This window comes from Amycolatopsis vastitatis (genome assembly GCF_002234595.1).
In the GTDB taxonomy this organism is placed as follows: domain Bacteria; phylum Actinomycetota; class Actinomycetes; order Mycobacteriales; family Pseudonocardiaceae; genus Amycolatopsis; species Amycolatopsis vastitatis.
Genome location: NZ_NMUL01000027.1, coordinates 22,817 through 41,117 on the forward strand (window position 1 = coordinate 22,817; position 18,301 = coordinate 41,117).

Consider the following 18,301-nt stretch of genomic DNA (forward strand, 5'->3'; position numbering starts at 1 on the left):
TTCAGTCCCGGCCCCGCTCGGCGCGCCACCGCTCGTACTCGGGCCGGGCCTCGTCCGACAGCGGGTAGTACAGCCGCAGGTCGCCGCCCTCGGCCAGCCGGATCCGGGAGAACTCCTCCCACTCCGCGTGTTCCCGGGCAACGGCCAGCACGGCGGGCGCGAGCTTGACCGGCACCACGACCGCCCCGTCGTCGTCGGCGACGACGATGTCGCCCGGCTCGACGAGCGTGCCACCGCACGCCACCGGCACGTTGACGGCGGCGGGGACGATGTCGGTCTGCGCGTGGAAGTTCGGGGTGGCGCCCCGGATCCACAGCCCGAGGCCGAGCTGCCTGGCCTCGCCGATGTCGCGCAGGCACCCGTCGACCACCACGCCGGCGCCGCCGCGGCCCTTGAAGTAGGTCAGCATCATCTCACCGAACACACCACTGCCCATGTCCCCCCGCGCGTCGACGACGATCATGTCGCCGGGCCGGGCGTGGTACATGACGTGCCGGTGCAGCTGCTTTTCGGGTTCGGCGTACTCGTCGACGGGGTAGAGGTCCTCCCGCTTCGGCAGGAACTGCAGCGTCAGCGCGGGCCCGGCCACGCGCACCCCGGGGGTCACCGAAACCGGGCCACGGATGAAAGCGCTGCGAATGCCCATGCGGCTAAGCTCGGCGCTGGCCGTCGCGCTGCCGATGGCAGCGAGGCCCGCACTGAGCTCGGCGGGCGGCCGGACGATGTCGGGCGTCTCGACCAAGTCGGTAGCTCCTCGGGTCCGCGCTTTCGCGATGTCAGGAGGTCAGAGTGCGGGCTTGCCCGGCTGGTAGAGCCAGGTGTGGAAGAACGAGTCGAGGTCGCGGTGGGTCAGCCGCTCGACGAACTGGATGAATTCCCGCGTCGAGACGTTGCCGTACCGGTGAACCGTCGGCCACAGCGTGAGCACCTCGAAGAAGGCGCGGTCGCCGATCTTCATGCGCAGCGCCTGCAGTGTCATCGCGCCGCGGTTGTAGACCAGGTCGTTGAAGATGTTGTCACGGCCGGGGTCGGCGACTTCGCCGCTCCAGTCCTTCTCGTCGGCGTAGGTCTTCGCGAAGGTCTGTTGCACCGGGACGTTGTTGAACTTCTCCTGGTAGAGCCACTCCGAGTAGGTCGCGAAGCCTTCGTTGAGCCAGATGTCCGACCAGTGCACCGGCGTGAGGCTGTCGCCGAACCACTGGTGGCCGAGTTCGTGGGCGAGCAGGTCGCCGTCGACGTCGCTGGTGTCCTGGTCGTAGACCGGCCGGCTCTGTGTTTCGAGGGCGTAGTGGACGCCGACGTCGGCGAGGATGCCGCCGGTCGAGTCGAACGGGTACTGCCCGTACACCGAGGATTCCCATTGGATGATCTGCGCCGTGGTCTGGTTGAACACCTTGCCCTGACCGGGCTTGGTGTCGATCGACTTGCCGATCGCGGTGATGTTCGGCAGGCCGCCTGCCGTCACGCCGCGGGTGACGTCGTAGTCGCCGATCGCGAGCATGCTCAGCTCGCTGGCCATCGGCCGGTTCATGGACCAGCGGAAGGTGGTCTGGTGATCGCGGGTGGTGGTGGGCCCGGGTTCGCCGTTGGCCAGCACGGTGAGCCCGGCCGGCACGGTGATGGTCTGCGTGTAGGTCGCCTTGTCGTCGGGGGTGTCGTTCACCGGGTAGTAGGTCGCCGCGCCGATCGGCTGGTTGAGCGCGACCGCGCCGTCCTTGGTGGCGACCCAGCCGGAGAGGCCCAGCGCGGGGTCGTCGATCTTCTGCGGGACGCCGGCGTAGGTCACCGAGACGACGAACGGGCTGCCCTTCCGCAGCCCGTTCGGCGGGGTGATCACCAGTTCCTGGGCACCGCTGCGGGTGTAGGTGGCGTTCAGGCCGTTCACCGTGAGCCTGCTGATCGTCAGCGGTCCCTGGAAGTCCAGGTCGAAGCGGGACAGATCCTGGGTGGCCGTGGCGAGGATCGTCGTGGTCGCGTTGATCGCCTGGGTTCCGGGGCTGAACGCCAGCCGGATGTCGTAGTGGCCGACGTCGTAGCCGCCGTTGCCCATGTCGGGGAAGTACGGATCCCCGGCGCCTGGCGCGCCGGGGGAGTACCGCGGTGCCGCGTCCACTGCCGCATTCGCCGCCGGGCTCGTCGCGGCCAGCAGACCGGCGGACAGCGCGCAGGAGATGATCACCAAGTGGCCACGGCTACGGCCACGGTTGCTGCCTCGCATGGGTCCTCCTCGGCCATCATCGACGCTGAAGCGTAGGTCCGACCTGACACGCGGATCAACCCTGTTGTGGCGGCTTCGAAGTCCGGTTCGGGCGGTTCTCCACCGCCTTCACCGCGTCGAGCAGACCGTGCAGGCCGATTTCGTAGCGCTCTTCGTCCACCGGATCCGACAGCCATTCGGTGGCGGGCGTGTCGGAGACGTCCTCGTGACCCGACTCCGCGATGGCCAGTTCGACCTCGATCTCGACCTCGAGCCTGTGAAAGGAATCGCCCGGGTTGCTCATTTGCTCCTCCTGGTGTCCCGGTCAGGCCGGCCGGAGGGCACGGCGGTCGCGGCGCCGGTCCAGTTCGGCTTCGTCCACGAGCGTGATCATCGATCCGCCGGGCGGGCACAACATCGTGACGACGAACCGGACCGGGACGTCGTCGCGGTTGTTGCCGTCCTGGTAGTGGATGACGTCGCCGCCCGGCTCCCAGAACGCCTCGCCGGCCCGCACGATCCGCTCCGGCTCGCCTTCGAGCTCGAACCGCATCTCGCCTTCCACCACGTAGCCGAACGCCGGGCCGGAGTGCCGGTGCGGCGGGGCGCCGCGATCGCCCGGCGGGTACTCGATGACCACGGTCATCGCGTGCGCGCCGGGCGGGACGGACGGTGGTTCCACTTCCTGCAGCATCGTGAGCGCGTTCTGCCAGGTGGTGTCGGACATGGCGAATCCCTCCGTGACGAATGGTTCCTCAGCCAGGACCGGGCAGCCGCCGGCGGTGTGACAGCCACGGCGGAATTCCCCGCGTGTCACGGATCGGGACCCGGCCCGGTCTTGGGGGCGAGACCGACCGAGCGTCGAACGGAGTGAACCGGTGCCGGCAGAGAGCAGGATCCGGATCCGGGTCCGGATGAGCGCGCGTCCGATCGACGAGCCGCACCGCAGCTCGAGCCAGCTCGAGCTGCTGTTCGACCTGATCTTCGTGGTCGCGGTCGCGGCGGCCACCGACGAGCTCGCGCACGGCATCGCCGGCGGGCACGGCTGGGCCGCGCTCGGCGGCTTCCTCCAGGTCTTCTTCGCGATCTGGTGGGCGTGGATGAACTTCACCTGGTTCGCGTCCTCGTACGACACCGACGACGTCGCGTACCGGTTGCTGACCATGGTGCAGATGACCGGAGTGCTGGTCCTCGCCGCGGGCGTGCCGGCGGCGGCCGGTTCCGACTACCGTGCCGTCACGGCCGGCTACGTCCTCATGCGGATCGGGCTGGTCGCGCAATGGCTGCGGGCGGGTGTCGAGGACGCGGCGGGCCGGCGGACCGCGTTGCGTTACGCCGCGGGCATTTCGCTCCTGCAGGCGTGCTGGGTGGTGCGTCTCGTGCTCGCCGAGACGGGCGTCGTGCCACCCGCCCTCCTGCCCGCGCTCTTCGCCGTCCTGGTCGTCCTGGAGCTCGCGGTGCCGCGGTGGGCCGAACGGGCCGGGCCCACGAACTGGCATCCGCACCACATCGCCGAACGCTACGGGCTGTTCACGATCATCCTGCTGGGCGAAGGCGTCCTCGCGGCGAGCAGAGGTGTCCGCGGGGCGCTCGAGAGCGCCGAGATCAGCGGGTCGCTGATCACCATCGCGGTCGCGGGCCTCGTCCTGCTCTTCGCCCTCTGGTGGTTGTACTTCCTGGAACCGGCCGGCGAGGGGCTCGACGATCGCCGCGACCGGTCCTACCTGTGGGGCTACGGCCACTACGGGATCTTCACGGCGCTCGCGGCACTCGGTGCCGCTCTCGAGGTCGCCGTCGAGGACACCGGACACGGCATCGCGGCGTCACCGCTCGCGATCAGCTACGCCGTCGCGGTCTCGGTCGCCGTGTTCCTCGTCATGCTCGGGCTGGTCCACTCGCCCATCGTGGCGGAGCCGGTGATCCGGCCCGTCGCGATCCTGGCGTGCGTCACCGTCGTCCTGCTGCTGCCCCTCGCCGCGCCGCGATTCGGCGTGGCCGTCGTGGTCGTGGGAATCGCGGCCGGCTGTGCCCTGCTGACCGCTTTCGCCGTCATCCCGCGGCCGCAAGAGAAGAACGTGTGATGACATCGTCGTGCAGGACGTGCTCGAGTCCGGCCAGAGCGCCGTCCTGCGCGGCGTCGAGGAAGACCCGGACCAGGCGGTCGCACTCGACCGCCTGGACCGGTTCGCTTCGTCGCTCGGCGAGGTGCGCTCGAGCTCGCCGGGCCAGCTGCCGCGCGTTGGCGTTGCTGATCGCGAGCGTCTCGGCGATCTCGCCGAACCGGTAGCCGAACGCCTCCCGCAGCACGAAGACGGCGCGCTCGGCCGGAGACAGCCGCTGCACCAGCAACCGGACGGCGTACCGGAGGTCTTCGAGCCGTTCGGTCGCCAGCGTCGGGTCTTCGGCGCCGGCGATCCGTTCCGGCAGCTGGTTCCCGACGGCGATCTCGCGGCGGAACCGGGCCGAGACGGCGACGTTGAGCGCGACGTTCGTCGTGATCCGCACGAGGTACGCGACCCGGTCGTGCACCCGCGCCCGGTCCGCGCCCTGCCAGCGGATCCAGACGTCCTGGACGACGTCCTCGGCATCGGCCGCCCGGCCCAGCACCTGGTACGCGATGCCGAACAGGCGAGGCCGGACGCGCTGGAAATCCTCCGCTTCATCGACCGCCGCGGGCGCGGAAATGACGTTGACTTCGGACATGCCCATCACGGGTTTCCTGTTCTGTGAGGCGGACGACACGCAAACCCCGGCGCTGCGGCGCGGACGAGCGCGATGACGGTGGCGGCGGTGCGGTCGAGGTGGCTGCGGCCGTCGGGCAGCAGGGCGGTCGGGCTGATATAGCTGCGCGGCCCGACGTGCGTGGCCGGGTCGAGCCGGCGCACGGTGACCTTCCCGGCGCGGCGGGCCCGGTTCCAGGCACTGCCGCGCACCAGCGGCCAGCGCTGGGGGAAGATCCACGTGCCGGTCCGTTCGATCCGGTCACTCGCGCTGGTGAGCCGGTACAGGTGCCGGACGTGGGTGAGGTCGCCCGTGCCGTTGTGGAACCCGCCGAGCGTGATCAGCAGCAGCGGGGCGCGCAGCCGGGTGTGCAGTTCGCCGGCCGCGCCGGTGGCGACCTGGGCACCCCCGCTGTAGCTGAGCAGGACCACCGGGATGCCGGTGCCAGGCCGGTAGCCGGCGCGCTGGAGCCGGACGGCGATCTGCGCGCCGATGGCCCGGTTGTAGAGCGGACGGTAGCGGTGGTCGGCGGCGACGAAGGTCTGCACGACGTTGTGCAGGAACAGCAGCAGCCCGGCGTGACGGCGCAGCCGGGCCCACACCGGCCGGTCGGCGAGCGGCTCGGCCAGCGGCGAGTAGGGCTGCACCTGGCCCAGCACCCGCAGTTCCGGCGCGCCGGCGAGCAGGGCCTCGACCAGCTGCCCGCCGTCCCGGGTGTCGCGGGCGCGGCGTTTCCCGATGCCGTCCAGGTAGACCAGGAAGGCGGCCGGGGGACGGTCGAGGGCCGCGCCCCGGGCCAGGGGCACGTCCTCGGGCAGTTCGGTCGTGGGAACGCGCCAGCCGGCGCCGTAGGTCAGGACCTCGTAGCGGGCCAGCAGGCCTTCGGCGAGCAGAACCAGCCCGGACCCGCCTGCCCAGAGCAGGAAGCCGTTCATGGGGCCACCTCGGTCGCGGGGATCCGCATGACGAGCCGCCGGACGCCGGCCACCGCGACCGCGAGCCCGGTCCCGGCGACCGCCAGGCACCCGGCGGCGGGCCACCAGCCCAGTCCGGCCGCCGCGGCGAGCGGGCCGGCCAGCCCGGCGCCGACGCCGGCGAAGAGCAGCAGGTGGAGCAGCGGTCCGAGCATCGGGAAGGCGAGGACGGCCGTGAGCGCCAGCGGGGCGAGCAGGCCCGGCGTCCACAGGAACGCACCTGACGACGACGGCGCCGCCCCGGCCAGCGTCCACGCGGTCAGCGGCCACAACGCGAACACGGCGCCTTCGACGAGGCCACCGGACAGCAGCCACGCGGCGACGGCGGTCCGGGACAGCCCGGGCCGGCGCACCAGCAGCGGCAGGATGCGCCCGGCGGCCTCCGAGCACCCGGCGAGCAGCAGCAGGACGGCGATCGCGGGGGACATCACGCGGCCTCGTGCAGGTACGGCTCGAGTTCGTCGGCGGCGCGCCGGTAACCCCCCGCCTCGCGCTGAGCCGTCCGCAAGGCGGCCGCGGCGGTCCGGAACCGGGGTTCGCCGACCAGGCGCCGCGCGAGGGCACGCACGGCGTCCTCGGTGACGTCTTCGGTGCGGATCGACAGGCCGGCCCCGAGTTCCGCCACCCGGCCGGCCACCACCGGCTGGTCGGCGCCCTGGGGGACCACCAGCATCGGCACTCCGGCGTACATGGCTTCGTTGACGCTGTTCATCCCGCCGTGGGTGACGAACAGCGCCGCGCGGGCCAGCACGTCCGGTTGCGGCACGAACCGGCGGGCGATCACGGTGGCGGGCAACGGGCCCAGCGCGGCCGGATCGGTCTGGCCGGTGGAGACGACGACGGTGCCGCCCAGCGGGGCGAGCGCGGTGGCGAAGACGCGCAGCAACCGGGGCGTGGTGCTGAAGATGGTGCCCAGGGAGGCGTACAGCACCGGATCCCGCAGCCGGTCGAGCGGGAACGCCGGGTCGGCCGGGCGGGCACCGATGCTCGCGCCGACGAACCGGTAGGACCCGTCGAACTCTTCGGCGGCGGGCTGGAAGGCCCGCGAGGTGAAGACCAGGTTGCGGCGCTGGCGGATGTTGCCGAGGTCGACCGGCGGCAGCCCCCGCGTGTCGTAGCGGCGGCGCAGCTCGCCCCGTGCCCGCAGGTAGGCCCCGAGACTGCGGGGCCGAGCTGTTGCCAGCAGGTCCCACGACCCCCGGGTGGGGCTGGGCACCCGCCGGTTGAACGCGAACGTGGTGAACGACGACACCGCCGGCACGCCGAGTTCGCGGGCGGCGACGGCACCCCACGGGCAGGCGCTGTCGTGGACGATCAGCCGGGGCCGGACGCGTCGCAAGTCGGTGAGCACGGCGGGCAGCAGCTCGACGGCGGCGCCGGCGAGCGCCGCCACCAGACTCGCCGGCGTCGGCGGGTCGGGAAGCGGATGGTCACCTCCCGGGTAGAGGCACACGGTCGCGCCGGTGGCCTCGATCTCCGCGCGGAAGGCGGGTGAAGTGTGGTAGCTGACGGCGTGGCCGCGCCGGACGAGCTCGGCCACGACCGGCAGGGTCGGGTTGACCCGCCCGTGCATCCCGATGTTCAGGAACGCGATCGTCCTGATCGGACTGTGCTGGTCTCGTGGGGGCATGGACCCACCGTCGCCCGGTCCGGGCCCGGGTCGCGCCCGGGTGAGTCCCGGGGGAAGCACGACCAGGGAGCGCTGTCACGAATCCGGCCGCCGTCCGGTCCTCCCGGTGACCTCGGGCACCGGATCCCTGGCCGGTGCCCTTCCACCGCCGAGGATCGGACTCGTCATGAGCACGCAAACCGGGCTCCAGACCGTGGGCCAAGTCATGAGGCCGCCGACGACGATCGAACCGGGCGCCCACCTCGCCGCGGCCGCCTACGTGATCGAACACCGGCACGACCCCGCGCTCGTGGTGGTGACCGACGACACCCACGTGCCCGTCGCCATGATCACCGACGCCGAGATCACCCGGGCGGTCGCGCACCGCCGGAACCTGGAGAACACACGGGTCAGCGAGGTCGCCAGGACGAAGCTGGTGCCCGTGCGAGCCGATGCCACCGCCGAGGAGGCGGCCCGGCTGATGGTGTCCCAGGGTCTCCACCACCTGCCGGTCGTCGACGATCACGGGCTGGTCGGGATGGTCGACCTCCGCGATCTGTACGAGGTGAGCTTCCCCGCTCCCTGAGCGTGCCTCTGGGCGAGACCCGGGGCATTACAGTTCGCTGGGTGATCTCGAGCGGCGATCCCCGGCGCGGGCTGCGTGGCCGGCGTGACGAGTGCGCGGCGCTGGACCGGCTGCTGGCGGACGCCAGGTCGGGCCGGAGCCAGGTGCTCGTCCTGCGCGGCGAGGCGGGCATCGGCAAGTCCGCGCTGGTGGACCACCTCGTGGCGAACGCCGCCGGATGCCGGATCGCGCGCGCCGCCGGCGTCGAGTCGCAGATGGAGCTGGCGTTCGCCGGGGTCCACCAGCTGTGCGCGCCGATGCTGGGGGAGCTCGACCGGCTTCCGGACGCGCAGCGGGCCGCGCTGTCCGTCGCGTTCGGGCTGAGCACGGGGAGCGCACCGGACCGGTTCATGGTCGGGCTGGCGGTGCTCAGCCTGCTGGCCGAGCTGGCGGAGGACGAACCACTCGTCTGCGTGGTCGACGACGCCCAGTGGCTCGACCGGGTGTCCGCGCAGACGCTCGCCTTCGTCGCGCGCCGGCTGCTGGCCGAACGGGTGACGCTGGTGTTCGCGGTGCGGGCAAAGACGCTCGGCCCGGGCGACGATCCGCTGGTCGGGCTGCGGGAGCTGGTGGTCGGGGGCCTGCGTGACGGCGATGCGCGGACGCTGCTGGATTCGGTGCTGCTGGGCCGGGTCGACGAGCGGGTCCGGGACCGGATCGTCGCCGAGGCTCGCGGCAACCCGCTGGCGCTGCTGGAGCTGCCGAAGGGGTTGACGGCGGGGGAGCTGGCCGGCGGGTTCGGGCGCCCGGACGCGCGGCCGCTGGCGAGCCAGATCGAGCAGAGTTTCCTGCGCCGCGTCGGGTCGCTGCCGGCCGCGACGCGACGGCTCCTGCTGGCGGCGGCCGCCGAGCCGGTCGGCGATCTGTCGTTGCTGAGGCGGGCAGCCGAGCGGCTCGCCGTCGGTGCGGATGCCGCGGCAGCGGCCGAGGAGACCGGGCTGATCGAGCTCGGTACGCAGGTGCGGTTCCGGCATCCGCTGGTGCGCTCGGCGGTGTACCGCGCGGCGGACCCCTTCGAACGCCGGGAGGTGCACCGGGCCCTCGCCGAGGCGACCGATCCCCGTTCCGACGCGGAACGCCGGGCCTGGCATCGCGCCCAGGCGGCGGCCGAACCGGACGAGGACGTGGCGGGGGAGCTGGAGCGGTGCGCCGGCCAGGCCCAGGCTCGCGGTGGTGTCGGAGCGGCGGCGGCGTTCCTGCGGCGGGCGACGGGGCTGACACCCGATCCGGCCAGGCGCGGGGCGAGAGCGGTGGCCGCGGCCCAGGCGACCTTCGAGGCCGGGGACCCGGACGCGGCGCTGGAGCTCATCGCCGCCGCGGAGATCGGCCCGCTGGACGAGCTCCAGCGCGGCCTGCTGGCCTGGCTCCGCGGCCGGATCGCGTTCGCGCGCCGACGCGGTGGCGAAGCCATGCCGTTGCTGCTCGACGCCGCCGGGCAGCTGGCGAGGGCCGGCGACGGACGAGCGCGTGAGGCGTACCTCGAAACCATCGGATCGGCGGTTTCGGCCGGCCGGCTTGGCGAACCCGGCGCACTGCGGAAGGTCGCCGAGGCCGCCAGGGCCGCGCCGCCGGGACCGCAGCCACCCCGGCTGGTGGACACCCTGCTCGACGGCCTGGTGACGCGGCTCGCCGAGGGCTACGTCCAGGGCGCGCCGCCCCTGCACCGGGCGCTGGTGACGTTCCGGCAGGAGGCCGGGGACAAACCGGACGAGACCATGCGCTGGCACTGGCTGGCCTGGCTGGCGGCCGCGGACATGTGGGACGACGAGACGTGGCACGAACTGGCCGTCCACGCCGTCCGCGGGGCACGCGAAAACGGCGCGCTCAACTTCCTGCCCCTGGCCCTCAACTACCGGGGGGTCGTCCACGTGTACGCCGGCGAGTTCGAGGCGGCCGCGGCGCTGGTCGAGGAGTCCAACGCGATCTTGAAGGTGACCGGCAACTCGCACCTCGCCTACGCCCGGCTCATGCTCCAAGCGTGGCGTGGCGATGCCACGACGCATGCGGTGCTCGAGGCCGGCGCGGAGTGGGCGAGCACCTGGAAGGAGGGGCGCGCGAGCGCTGCGCGTCACTACTTCAACGCGTTGCTGTACAACGGTTTCGGTCAGTACCGGGCCGCGCTGTCCAGCGCGCGGCAGGCGTGCGAGCACGAAGACTTGGGGATGTTCGGGTTCGCCCTCGCCGAACTGGTCGAGGCGGGCACTCGTGCCGATGCCCCCGAAGCGGCGGCGGACGCGCTGCGCCGGCTCGAGGAACGGGCCACGGCCAGCGGCACGGAGTGGGCCCTCGGCGTGCTGGCCCGGTCGAGAGCGCTGCTCAGCCGCGGCGCCACCGCGGATCGGCTGTACCGCGAGTCCGTCGAGCGGCTCGCCCACAGCCGGGTCGCCGTCGATCTCGCCCGCACCCACCTGGTGTACGGCGAATGGCTCCGGCGCGAGAACCGGCGCCGCGACGCGCGGGAGCACCTGCACACCGCGCACGAGATGCTGCGCGGCTTCGGCGCGGAAGCCTTCGCCGAACGGGCCCGCCGCGAACTCCTGGCCACCGGCGAGTCGGTACGCCGGCGCACGGCCGAGGCACGGGACGCCCTCACAGCACAGGAAACCCAGATCGCCCGTCTCGCCGGCGAGGGGAAGACGAACTCGGAGATCGGCGCCGAGCTGTTCATCAGCCCCCGCACCGTCGAATGGCACCTGCGCAAGGTGTTCACGAAGCTCGGCGTCGACTCGCGCAAGCAGCTCCGCGGAGCCCCGGCGGGCCACTGACGGTCACTGATGTCACAAACCCGCGGCCCGGTCCGGTCCTGGTTGTCGACTCGGGACTGGAGCGTGAGATGGGACATCGGCCAGAAGAGAACCTGCCTGTCGTCGTCGGCGTCGACGGATCGCCGACGGCACTCGACGCAGCCCGATGGGCCGCACGCGAAGCCGCACGCCGCGGGGCCCCGCTGGCGGTGATCGGCGCCTTCAGCTGGTTCGGCACCCGGCACCTCGGCGATCCGGGCTTCGGCAGTCACTACCGCAAGGCGATGGTGACCCGCGCTCGTGCCGCCGTCTCTGCGGGCGTCGAGGCAGCCGCGGAGGCCGCCGGCGGCATCGAAATCTCCGGCCGGGTCGACGACGGCTTCCCGGTACCGCTGCTGGTTGCGGCCTCGCGTCGCGCCGAGCTGCTGGTCGTCGGTGACCGCGGCCTCGGCGGAGGCACGTCGCCGCTGACCGGTTCGGTCGCGATCGGACTGGCTGCGCACGCGGAATGCCCGGTCGTCGTCGTGCGCGGGGATCAGCCGTCCGAAAACGACGGCCCGGTGGTCGTCGGCATCGACGGCTCGCAGCTCAGCGAGGCGGCACTGGAGTTCGCCTTCCGGACGGCGGATCTGCGTGAAGCGCTGTTGATCGCGGTGCACGCCTGGACCGACGGCGCGCTCGACGCCGGCCTGGTGCCCTTGCTGGGCTGGGACGACATCGAGACCGCCGAGCATCCGCTGCTGGCCGAATGGCTGGCGGGCTGGGAAGAGAAGTACCCCGACGTCGTGGTGCAGCGCGTCGTCGTGCGGGACCGGCCCGCTCACGCGGTGATCGAGCAGGCCACCGCCGCCGCGGCCCGGCTCGTGGTCGTCGGGTCGCACGGCCGTGGTGGTGCGACCGCTTTCGTGCTCGGTTCGGTCAGCCACGCGGTGCTGCACCACGCACCCTGCCCGGTCGCCGTCGTCCGTCCGGAAAGGACGCCGTGATGGGCGCACTCAACCGCCAGGAGCACCGCGCGCTGCGGGCCATCGAGAAAAGCATGAAAGCCGACGACCCCGAACTGGCCGAACAGCTTCGCTCGTTCGGCGGCGACGCGGTGAGACGGCTGTACCGGTACGCCGGATGGGCGGCGGGGCCGCTGCTCCTCCTCGGCGTCGGCATGGGCGACGCGGTATTGCTGGTGACCGGCCTGCTCCTCGCGATCTGGGCCGTGCTCGGCCGGACCGCGCGGACCGTCAGCTGACCCTGTTCGCCGTCGCGGTGCGCAGCTGCCGTCGCGACGTGATGCCCAGCTTGGCGAAAACGGTACTCAGATGCCATTCGACCGTGCGGGGGCTGATGAACAACCGCGCCCCGATCTCCGGGTTGGTCAGCCCCTCGCCGGCCAGGCGGGCGATCTGTGCTTCCTGCGGGGTGAGGGTCGCCGGCGCCCGGACGGCCGGCTTGCGCACGGTCGCCCCGGTCGCCTCGTACTCACGCCGCGCGCGCTCGGTGAACGCCTCGGCCCCGATTCCGCTCAGCAGCTCGTGGGCGAGGCCGAGCTGGTCCCGCGCGTCGTCACGGCGGTCCGCGCGCCGCAGCCACTCGCCGTGCAGCAGCCGGAACCGGGCGGCTTCCATCCGCACCCCGGCCCGGTCGAGCCGTTCGACCGCCTCGCGGTACAGCTCGTCGGCCGCACGTCCGTCGCTCACCTGCGCGGCCACCCCCGCCGCGGTGCCCAGGGCCCAGTCGGTCCCGCTCGCCCGGGCCAGCCCGCCGATCCGGGCGGCCGCCGCGGCCGCGTCCGCCGTCCGGCCGGTCCGGACCGCGGCTTCGACCAGCTCGACCGTCGACCCGAGGGACAGTCCCAGCTCCTGCGGGTACGCCGAACCGCGCCCAGCGGCGGCGTACGCCTCCTCGTAGCGCCCCAGGCTGTTGTGGAGCACCGCGGCCGCCCAGCCGGTCGCGGTCAGCACCTTCCCCTCGCCGCGCAGGAGCATGTCGTGGGTGATGACGTCGATCACCCGGCGCGTCTCGGCCTCGCCGCCGCGCCACGGTTCGAGCACCAGCGCGCCGTAGTGGGCGAAGAAACCACTGCCGGTGGCCTCGCCGATCGTGGTGGCTTCGGCCACGAGCGCGGCCGCCTCGGTGAGGTCCCCGGCGTAGACCCGGTTCGACAGCCGCAGCAGCAGCGCCGACGGCAGCACGGACAACGCCCTGGTGCCGCGGGCCAGCTCGACCAGCCTGGCCGAGAGAACGGACCAGGTGTCGAACTCCCAAGCGGCGTGCGCCATGCGGCAAGCGAGGGGGAGCCAGCCCAGCGCCTCGTCGTCGGCGAGCTCCGCGTCCCGCAAAGCGGTCAGTGCCTCCTGGACCAGCGGCACGCCGGCCGGGTAGCCCTCGACCGTCATCCGTGCGAGGCCTTCGAGGAGCAGGCCGGTTCGCGTCGCGTCCGGTGCGGGCGCCATGGTGAGCGTGGCCCTGGCGACCTTTTCGATGGCTTCGTCGCCCGGCATCCGGCCCGCGGTGAGCGCCGCGTAGATCGCGTCGCGGTAGGTCTGCCTGGCCAGGCCGGCGTCGAGCGGTTCGAGCTGTTTCGCCGCGTCGAGCAGCACCGGCAGACCGGCGCTGGCGCTGCGGGAGGCGAACATGACCTGGCCGCGCAGCAGGGTCGACTGGGCGCGGGCGAGGTCGTCGAGCGGGTTGAGGTCGGCCGCGTCCAGCAGCGTGAGTGCCTCGCCGAAGGCGCCGGCCTGGTGCTGGGCGTGGGCCGCCGCCAGCGATCGGGCACCGCGGCGGGCCGGGTCGGGGGTGAGCTGGGCGGCGCGGGCGAGGAAGGCCGCCGCGGCCGCGACGCCGCCGCGTGCCCGCGCCTGGTCTGCCGACCGTTCCAGCCCGGCGGCGACGGACTCGTCGAGCCCCGCGGTGGCGCAGGCCAGGTGCCAGGCGCGGCGGTCCGGGTCGGCCTGGGCGTCGGTCGCCTCCGAGAGCGCCCGGTGCACGGCCTGGCGGTCACGGGTGGGCGCCGCGCGGTAGGCCGCCGACCGGACCAGGGGGTGCCGGAACCGGACCCAGGTGTCCAAAGTGAGCAGCCCGGCCGCCTCCGCGGGGGCCGCCGCGTCGTCCGCCGCGATGTCCAGGCGCCGCGCGGCCCGCCGCACCAACGCGACGTCGCCGCCCGGCTCGGCGGCGGCGATGAGCAGCACGCGCTGGGTCTCCGCCGGCAGCGACCGGACGCGGCGGAGGAACCCCTCTTCCAGCTGGCCGGATAGGGGCCGGGCGTCGGGACTGCCGAACCCGCCGGCCAGCTCCGCGGCGGTCAGGGTCCGCGGCAGTTCCAGGAGGGCGAGGGGGTTCCCGCGCGCCTCGGCCAGGATCCGCCCCCGGATCCGTTCGTCGAGCGGTCCCCGGGTCGCCGAGTCCAGCAGCACACCCGCGTCATAGCCGCTCAGCGCCGCCACCTCGAGCCGCGGCAGCGTCGTCAGCGCGTGGCCGGCGCTCGGGTCCCGCATCGCGAACACCAGCGCCACCTGCTCGGCGAGGAGGCGGCGCGCCACGAAGACGAGGATCTGGGCCGAGACCTGGTCCAGCCACTGGGCGTCGTCGACGAGACAGACGAGCGGCCGGTCCCCGGCCGCCTCGGCGAGCAGGCTCAGCACCGCCAGCCCGACCAGGAACCGGTCCGGCGGCGGCGCCGCGGTCAGGCCGAACACCGTGCCGAGTGCCTCGCGCTGGGGGCCCGGCAGCCGGTCGGCGTGCTCCAGGAACGGTGCGCACAGCTGGTGCAGCCCGCCGAAGGCGAGCTCCATCTCGGACTCGACGCCGGTGGCCCGCCCGACCTGGCAGCCGGTCGCGTTCCGCCGCAGGTACTCCAGCAGTGCCGTCTTGCCGATGCCGGCCTCGCCGTGCACCAGGACGGCCGCGCTCAGGCCACCCCGGACACCGGTCAGGAGGTCGTCGAGGGCTTCGCACTCATCTCGCCGCCCGACGAGGGTTTCCGGCGATCGGCTGTTTTGCATCATGTCTCCGCGAGGAGACTACCGGGACCGGCGCCGGGTCACCGGCAAGCGATCATTCGACGAGCTTGCCCGCCGTCGAGACTTCCCGGACGAACGCCGCGATCTCCGTGGGCACCGGTGCCACCGCCTCACGGGTGATCTGCCCCGGTCCCGACCAGACCAGGTTGACCCGCAGCGCGGGGTCCGGCTCGGGGAAGTCGGAGCGGTTGTGGCAGCCACGGGTTTCCCGGCGCTCGATCGCGGCCTCCACGGTCGCGCGGGCGGCGACCAGGGACGACCGCAGGTCGAACGCGTGGGCCAGGTCCTGGAAGCCGGCCAGGTCGGGGTGCACGCCGACGTCCTCCGCGGTCGCTTCGATGTCGTCGAGCCGGCCCAGCGCCGTCTTCAGGCCCGGCTCGTCGCGCACCACACCGGCGTGCTCGGTCATCGTGTCGCGGATCGCCCGCTGCAGGGACCGGACGTTCTCGGGCCCGTCCGCCGCGAGCAGCCGGTCCACTTCGTCGCGGGCCTCGGCGACCGCGGCGGCGTCACGCTGCTGGGCATCGAGGGCGGCCGAGTAGTCCGCGGCGGCGTCGCCCGCGATCCGGCCGTAGACGAGCAGCTCGATCAGCGAGTTGCCGCCGAGCCGGTTGGCCCCGTGCAACCCGCTCGCGGCCTCGCCGATGGCGTACAGGCCCGGCACGCCGGTGCCGTGGTCGTCCGGCCGCACCCAGACCCCGCCCATCGAGTAGTGGGCGGTCGGGGCGACCTCGATCGGCGTGGTGGTGATGTCGAGCATCTGCAGCTCGATCAGCGTCTGGTAGACGCGGGGGAGGCGCTGCATGATCGTCTCGCGGGGGAGGTGCGAGACGTCGAGCCACACCCCGCCGTTCCGGCTGCCGCGGCCTTCCTTGATCTCGGTGTAAGCGGCGAGGGCGACCCGGTCGCGGGTGGACAGCTCCATCCGGGCCGGGTCGTAGCGGGCCATGAACCGCTCGCCGAGCTGGTTGCGCAGGATGCCGCCCTCGCCGCGGGCCGCCTCGGACACGAGCGTGCCGGCCGCGTCCTCCGGGGCGATCAGCCCGGAGGGGTGGAACTGGACGAGCTCGGGATCGCGCAGGCGCGCGCCCGCCGTGAGGGCGAGCCGGAACGAGTCGCCGGTGTTCTCGTCACGCCGTGACGAGGTCCGCCGCCAGATCCGGGTGTGCCCGCCCGCGGCGAGGATCACGGCGTCGGCGTGGATCAGGTACCGGGTCCCGTCGCCCAGGTCGAACCCGTAGGCGCCGAAGACGACGCCGTCGCGCGTGAGGATCCGGGTCACGTACATCGTGTCGATGATCGGCACGGACAGCTGCCGGGCCCGGTTCACCAGGGTCCGCTGGATCTCCAGGCCGGTGTAGTCGCCGGCGAACGCGGTCCGGCGGAAGGTGTGCGCGCCGAAGAACCGCTGGGAGATCCGCCCGTCGGCCTCGCGCGCGAACGGCATGCCCCAGCTTTCCAGCTCCGCGATGCCGCGAGCGGCGCCCTCGGCGACGATCCGGACGGTGCGCGGGTCGGCGAGGAAGTAGCTCTCCTGCAGCGTGTCCGCGGCGTGCTGCTGCCAGGTGTCCTCGACGTCCATGGTGCCGAGTGCCGCGTTGATCCCGCCCGCGGCGAGGTTGGTGTGGGCGTCCGAGCTGGGCCGCTTGCCCACCAGGAGCACCTCGGTGCCGCGTTCGGCCAGCCGGATCGCCGCCCGCAGGCCGGAGCCGCCGGTGCCGATCACCAATACGGAGGTCGCGAGCCTGCGCTCGGTCGGGTTCATGCGTCGTCCTCTCGTCGTCCGGTGAAGGCGCCCGGCGGCGGGTGGGACCAGCCACGCTCTGCTTGACGCGTACTCCGGGGAGCCGTCTGAAACCCGGTGTTCTCGCTCTTACCTCGCGGCTCGGCCGGGCACCTTTCACCACCAGGACAATGCGGCCCGCGCGGATGTGACTGCCTCCTGCGTCACACATCCCTGTGCCGGCTTGTCCTTGCTGCGGAAGCGCGTTCGCCGAACGAAGGGAAATGTCGTGAAGGTCGTCGTAATCGGGGGAACCGGGCTGATCGGCTCGAAGCTGGTCGGCAAGCTGGGTGAGCACGGTCACGAGGCGGTGGCCGCCGCTCCGAACACCGGGGTGAACACCCTGACCGGAGAAGGGCTGGCCGAGGTGCTGGAGGGCGCCGCGGTGGTGGTGGACGTGTCGAACTCGCCGTCGTTCGCCGACGAGCCGGTGATGGAGTTCTTCCGGACCTCCACCACCAACCTGCTCGAGTGCGCGGCGAAGGCCGGGGTGGGGCACTACGTGGCGCTGTCGGTGGTCGGCACGGACCGGATGCTGGAGTCGGGCTACTTCCGCGCCAAAAGCGTTCAGGAGCGGCTGATCCGCGAGTCGGGTCAGGCGTACTCGATCGTGCACGCCACCCAGTTCTTCGAGTTCGTCAAGACCATCGCGGACATCAGCACGGTCGACGGCGTGGTCCACCTGCCGCCGGGGCTGATCCAGCCGATGGCCGCCGAGGACGTCGCCGCCGGCCTCGGCCACGTCGCCATCGGGCAGCCGGTGAACGGCCTCCGCGAGATCGGCGGCCCGGAGCAGTACCAGCTGCCCGAGCTGGTGCGCAAGGGCCTCGCGGCCAAGGGCGATCCCCGTGACGTCGTGGTCGACGAGCAGGCCACCTACTACGGGGTCCGGCTGAGCGAGCGGACGCTGCTGCCCGGCCCGGACGCCCGGCTCGGGGAGATCACGTTCGACAAGTGGCTCGCGCAGCAATGACCACGGCGGCGAAGCTCTCGATTCCCGGCTACGTCGCGGGGGTCTGGGACGTCGACGCCGTCCACTCCGACGTGTCCTTCACCGTGCCGCACATGATGGTGAGCAAGGTGCACGGCCGGTTCGCGCGGTTCACGGGCCGGATCGTGACCGGCGACGACGTGACCGGCTCGTCGGTCACGGCCACGGTCGAGGCCGCGTCGGTGGACACGGGCAACGAATGGCGGGACAAGGACGTGCGCTCGGCCTCGTTCCTCGACGTGGAAAACCACCCGCTCTGGACCTTCCGCTCGACCGGCGTGCGGGTCGACGGCGACGGCCTCGTCGCCGACGGCGACCTGACCATCAAGGGCATCACCCGGCCCGTGTCGCTGGCGCTCGAGGTGAACGGCATCGTGCCGGACACGGCCGGCGGCACCCGGGCCGGCATCTCGGCTTCGACGACCATCGACCGCAACGACTTCGGCGTCACGGTCAAGCTGCCGCTCGACGGCGGCGGGGTCGTGGTCGGCGAGAAGGTGCAGATCACTCTCGAGATCGAGGCGGTGCTGCGCCAGGTGTGATCCGCCGGGCGCGTCACGCGAGTCCGGCGTCGCGAATGACTCGTTGGGACCTCTGGCGTCCCGAATGAGTCATTCGCGACGCCACCACCCCCGGGTCCG

Annotated in this window: 17 protein-coding genes; 7 read left to right on the forward strand and 10 right to left on the reverse strand. The window is 72.8% G+C overall.

Annotated elements, in window-relative coordinates:
* Position 1: 1 nt before the first annotated feature.
* From CF165_RS25995 to CF165_RS26010, 4 genes are read right to left on the reverse strand one after another with little or no spacing between them, the layout of a single operon-like run.
* Positions 2-742 carry a ribonuclease activity regulator RraA gene (locus CF165_RS25995; protein WP_093950188.1) on the reverse strand — a complete coding sequence of 247 codons (741 nt, stop codon included), beginning with the start codon at positions 740-742 and terminating at the stop codon, positions 2-4.
* Between the two features lie 42 nt (positions 743-784).
* Positions 785-2,218, reverse strand: a complete 1,434-nt coding sequence (locus CF165_RS26000) for a M1 family metallopeptidase (RefSeq protein ID WP_240521790.1) — start codon at positions 2,216-2,218, stop codon at positions 785-787.
* Between the two features lie 55 nt (positions 2,219-2,273).
* Positions 2,274-2,501: a hypothetical protein gene (locus CF165_RS26005; protein ID WP_093950189.1), complete on the reverse strand. Its 228-nt coding sequence runs from the start codon at positions 2,499-2,501 to the stop codon at positions 2,274-2,276.
* Between the two features lie 21 nt (positions 2,502-2,522).
* Positions 2,523-2,924, reverse strand: a complete 402-nt coding sequence (locus tag CF165_RS26010) for a cupin domain-containing protein (protein WP_093950190.1) — start codon at positions 2,922-2,924, stop codon at positions 2,523-2,525.
* Between the two features lie 151 nt (positions 2,925-3,075).
* On the opposite strand from CF165_RS26010, the gene CF165_RS26015 reads away from it, so the two are divergent.
* The gene (locus tag CF165_RS26015; RefSeq protein ID WP_240521791.1) at positions 3,076-4,278 is read left to right on the forward strand and encodes a low temperature requirement protein A; all 1,203 of its coding nucleotides are present in this window, start codon (positions 3,076-3,078) and stop codon (positions 4,276-4,278) included.
* Here the strand turns inward: CF165_RS26015 and CF165_RS26020 are convergent.
* From CF165_RS26020 to CF165_RS26035, 4 genes are read right to left on the reverse strand one after another with little or no spacing between them, the layout of a single operon-like run.
* Positions 4,247-4,906: a sigma-70 family RNA polymerase sigma factor gene (locus CF165_RS26020; protein ID WP_093950192.1), complete on the reverse strand. Its 660-nt coding sequence runs from the start codon at positions 4,904-4,906 to the stop codon at positions 4,247-4,249. The two genes, CF165_RS26015 and CF165_RS26020, sit on opposite strands and share 32 nt — an antisense overlap.
* The gene (locus tag CF165_RS26025; protein WP_093950193.1) at positions 4,906-5,853 is read right to left on the reverse strand and encodes a hypothetical protein; all 948 of its coding nucleotides are present in this window, start codon (positions 5,851-5,853) and stop codon (positions 4,906-4,908) included. Before CF165_RS26025 ends, CF165_RS26020 begins: the two co-directional genes overlap by 1 nt.
* Entirely contained in the window at positions 5,850-6,320 is a 471-nt protein-coding gene (locus CF165_RS26030) for a hypothetical protein (RefSeq protein WP_093950194.1), read from the reverse strand. The genes CF165_RS26025 and CF165_RS26030 overlap by 4 nt, the downstream gene beginning before the upstream one ends.
* The gene (locus tag CF165_RS26035; protein ID WP_205660971.1) at positions 6,320-7,522 is read right to left on the reverse strand and encodes a macrolide family glycosyltransferase; all 1,203 of its coding nucleotides are present in this window, start codon (positions 7,520-7,522) and stop codon (positions 6,320-6,322) included. The genes CF165_RS26030 and CF165_RS26035 overlap by 1 nt, the downstream gene beginning before the upstream one ends.
* A gap of 166 nt (positions 7,523-7,688) precedes the next feature.
* Between CF165_RS26035 and CF165_RS51285 the strand changes: the two genes are divergently transcribed.
* The 4 genes from CF165_RS51285 (at position 7,689) to CF165_RS26055 (ending at position 12,113) form a co-directional block, all read left to right on the forward strand.
* Positions 7,689-8,087 (forward strand): CBS domain-containing protein, encoded by a 399-nt coding sequence (locus CF165_RS51285; RefSeq protein WP_158226830.1) that lies wholly within the window; start codon positions 7,689-7,691, stop codon positions 8,085-8,087.
* 41 nt (positions 8,088-8,128) lie between these two features.
* The gene (locus CF165_RS26045) at positions 8,129-10,891 is read left to right on the forward strand and encodes a helix-turn-helix transcriptional regulator (protein ID WP_093950196.1); all 2,763 of its coding nucleotides are present in this window, start codon (positions 8,129-8,131) and stop codon (positions 10,889-10,891) included.
* Positions 10,892-10,959: 68 nt separating this feature from the next.
* The gene (locus CF165_RS26050) at positions 10,960-11,856 is read left to right on the forward strand and encodes a universal stress protein (RefSeq protein WP_093950197.1); all 897 of its coding nucleotides are present in this window, start codon (positions 10,960-10,962) and stop codon (positions 11,854-11,856) included.
* The gene (locus CF165_RS26055) at positions 11,856-12,113 is read left to right on the forward strand and encodes a DUF3040 domain-containing protein (protein ID WP_093950198.1); all 258 of its coding nucleotides are present in this window, start codon (positions 11,856-11,858) and stop codon (positions 12,111-12,113) included. The genes CF165_RS26050 and CF165_RS26055 overlap by 1 nt, the downstream gene beginning before the upstream one ends.
* On the opposite strand, the gene CF165_RS26060 is transcribed toward CF165_RS26055, so the two are convergent.
* Together CF165_RS26060 and CF165_RS26065 are read right to left on the reverse strand one after the other, a co-directional pair.
* Entirely contained in the window at positions 12,106-14,868 is a 2,763-nt protein-coding gene (locus tag CF165_RS26060) for an ATP-binding protein (protein WP_338023442.1), read from the reverse strand. The genes CF165_RS26055 and CF165_RS26060 overlap by 8 nt on opposite strands.
* Positions 14,869-14,920: 52 nt before the next feature.
* Positions 14,921-16,651 (reverse strand): L-aspartate oxidase, encoded by a 1,731-nt coding sequence (locus CF165_RS26065; protein WP_093950200.1) that lies wholly within the window; start codon positions 16,649-16,651, stop codon positions 14,921-14,923.
* Between the two features lie 247 nt (positions 16,652-16,898).
* Between CF165_RS26065 and CF165_RS26070 the strand changes: the two genes are divergently transcribed.
* Together CF165_RS26070 and CF165_RS26075 are read left to right on the forward strand one after the other, a co-directional pair.
* Positions 16,899-17,642 carry an SDR family oxidoreductase gene (locus CF165_RS26070; protein ID WP_093950201.1) on the forward strand — a complete coding sequence of 248 codons (744 nt, stop codon included), beginning with the start codon at positions 16,899-16,901 and terminating at the stop codon, positions 17,640-17,642.
* A complete protein-coding gene (locus CF165_RS26075; RefSeq protein ID WP_093950202.1) occupies positions 17,639-18,202 on the forward strand; it encodes a YceI family protein in 564 nt (187 codons plus the stop codon). Before CF165_RS26070 ends, CF165_RS26075 begins: the two co-directional genes overlap by 4 nt.
* Positions 18,203-18,301 lie beyond the last annotated feature (99 nt).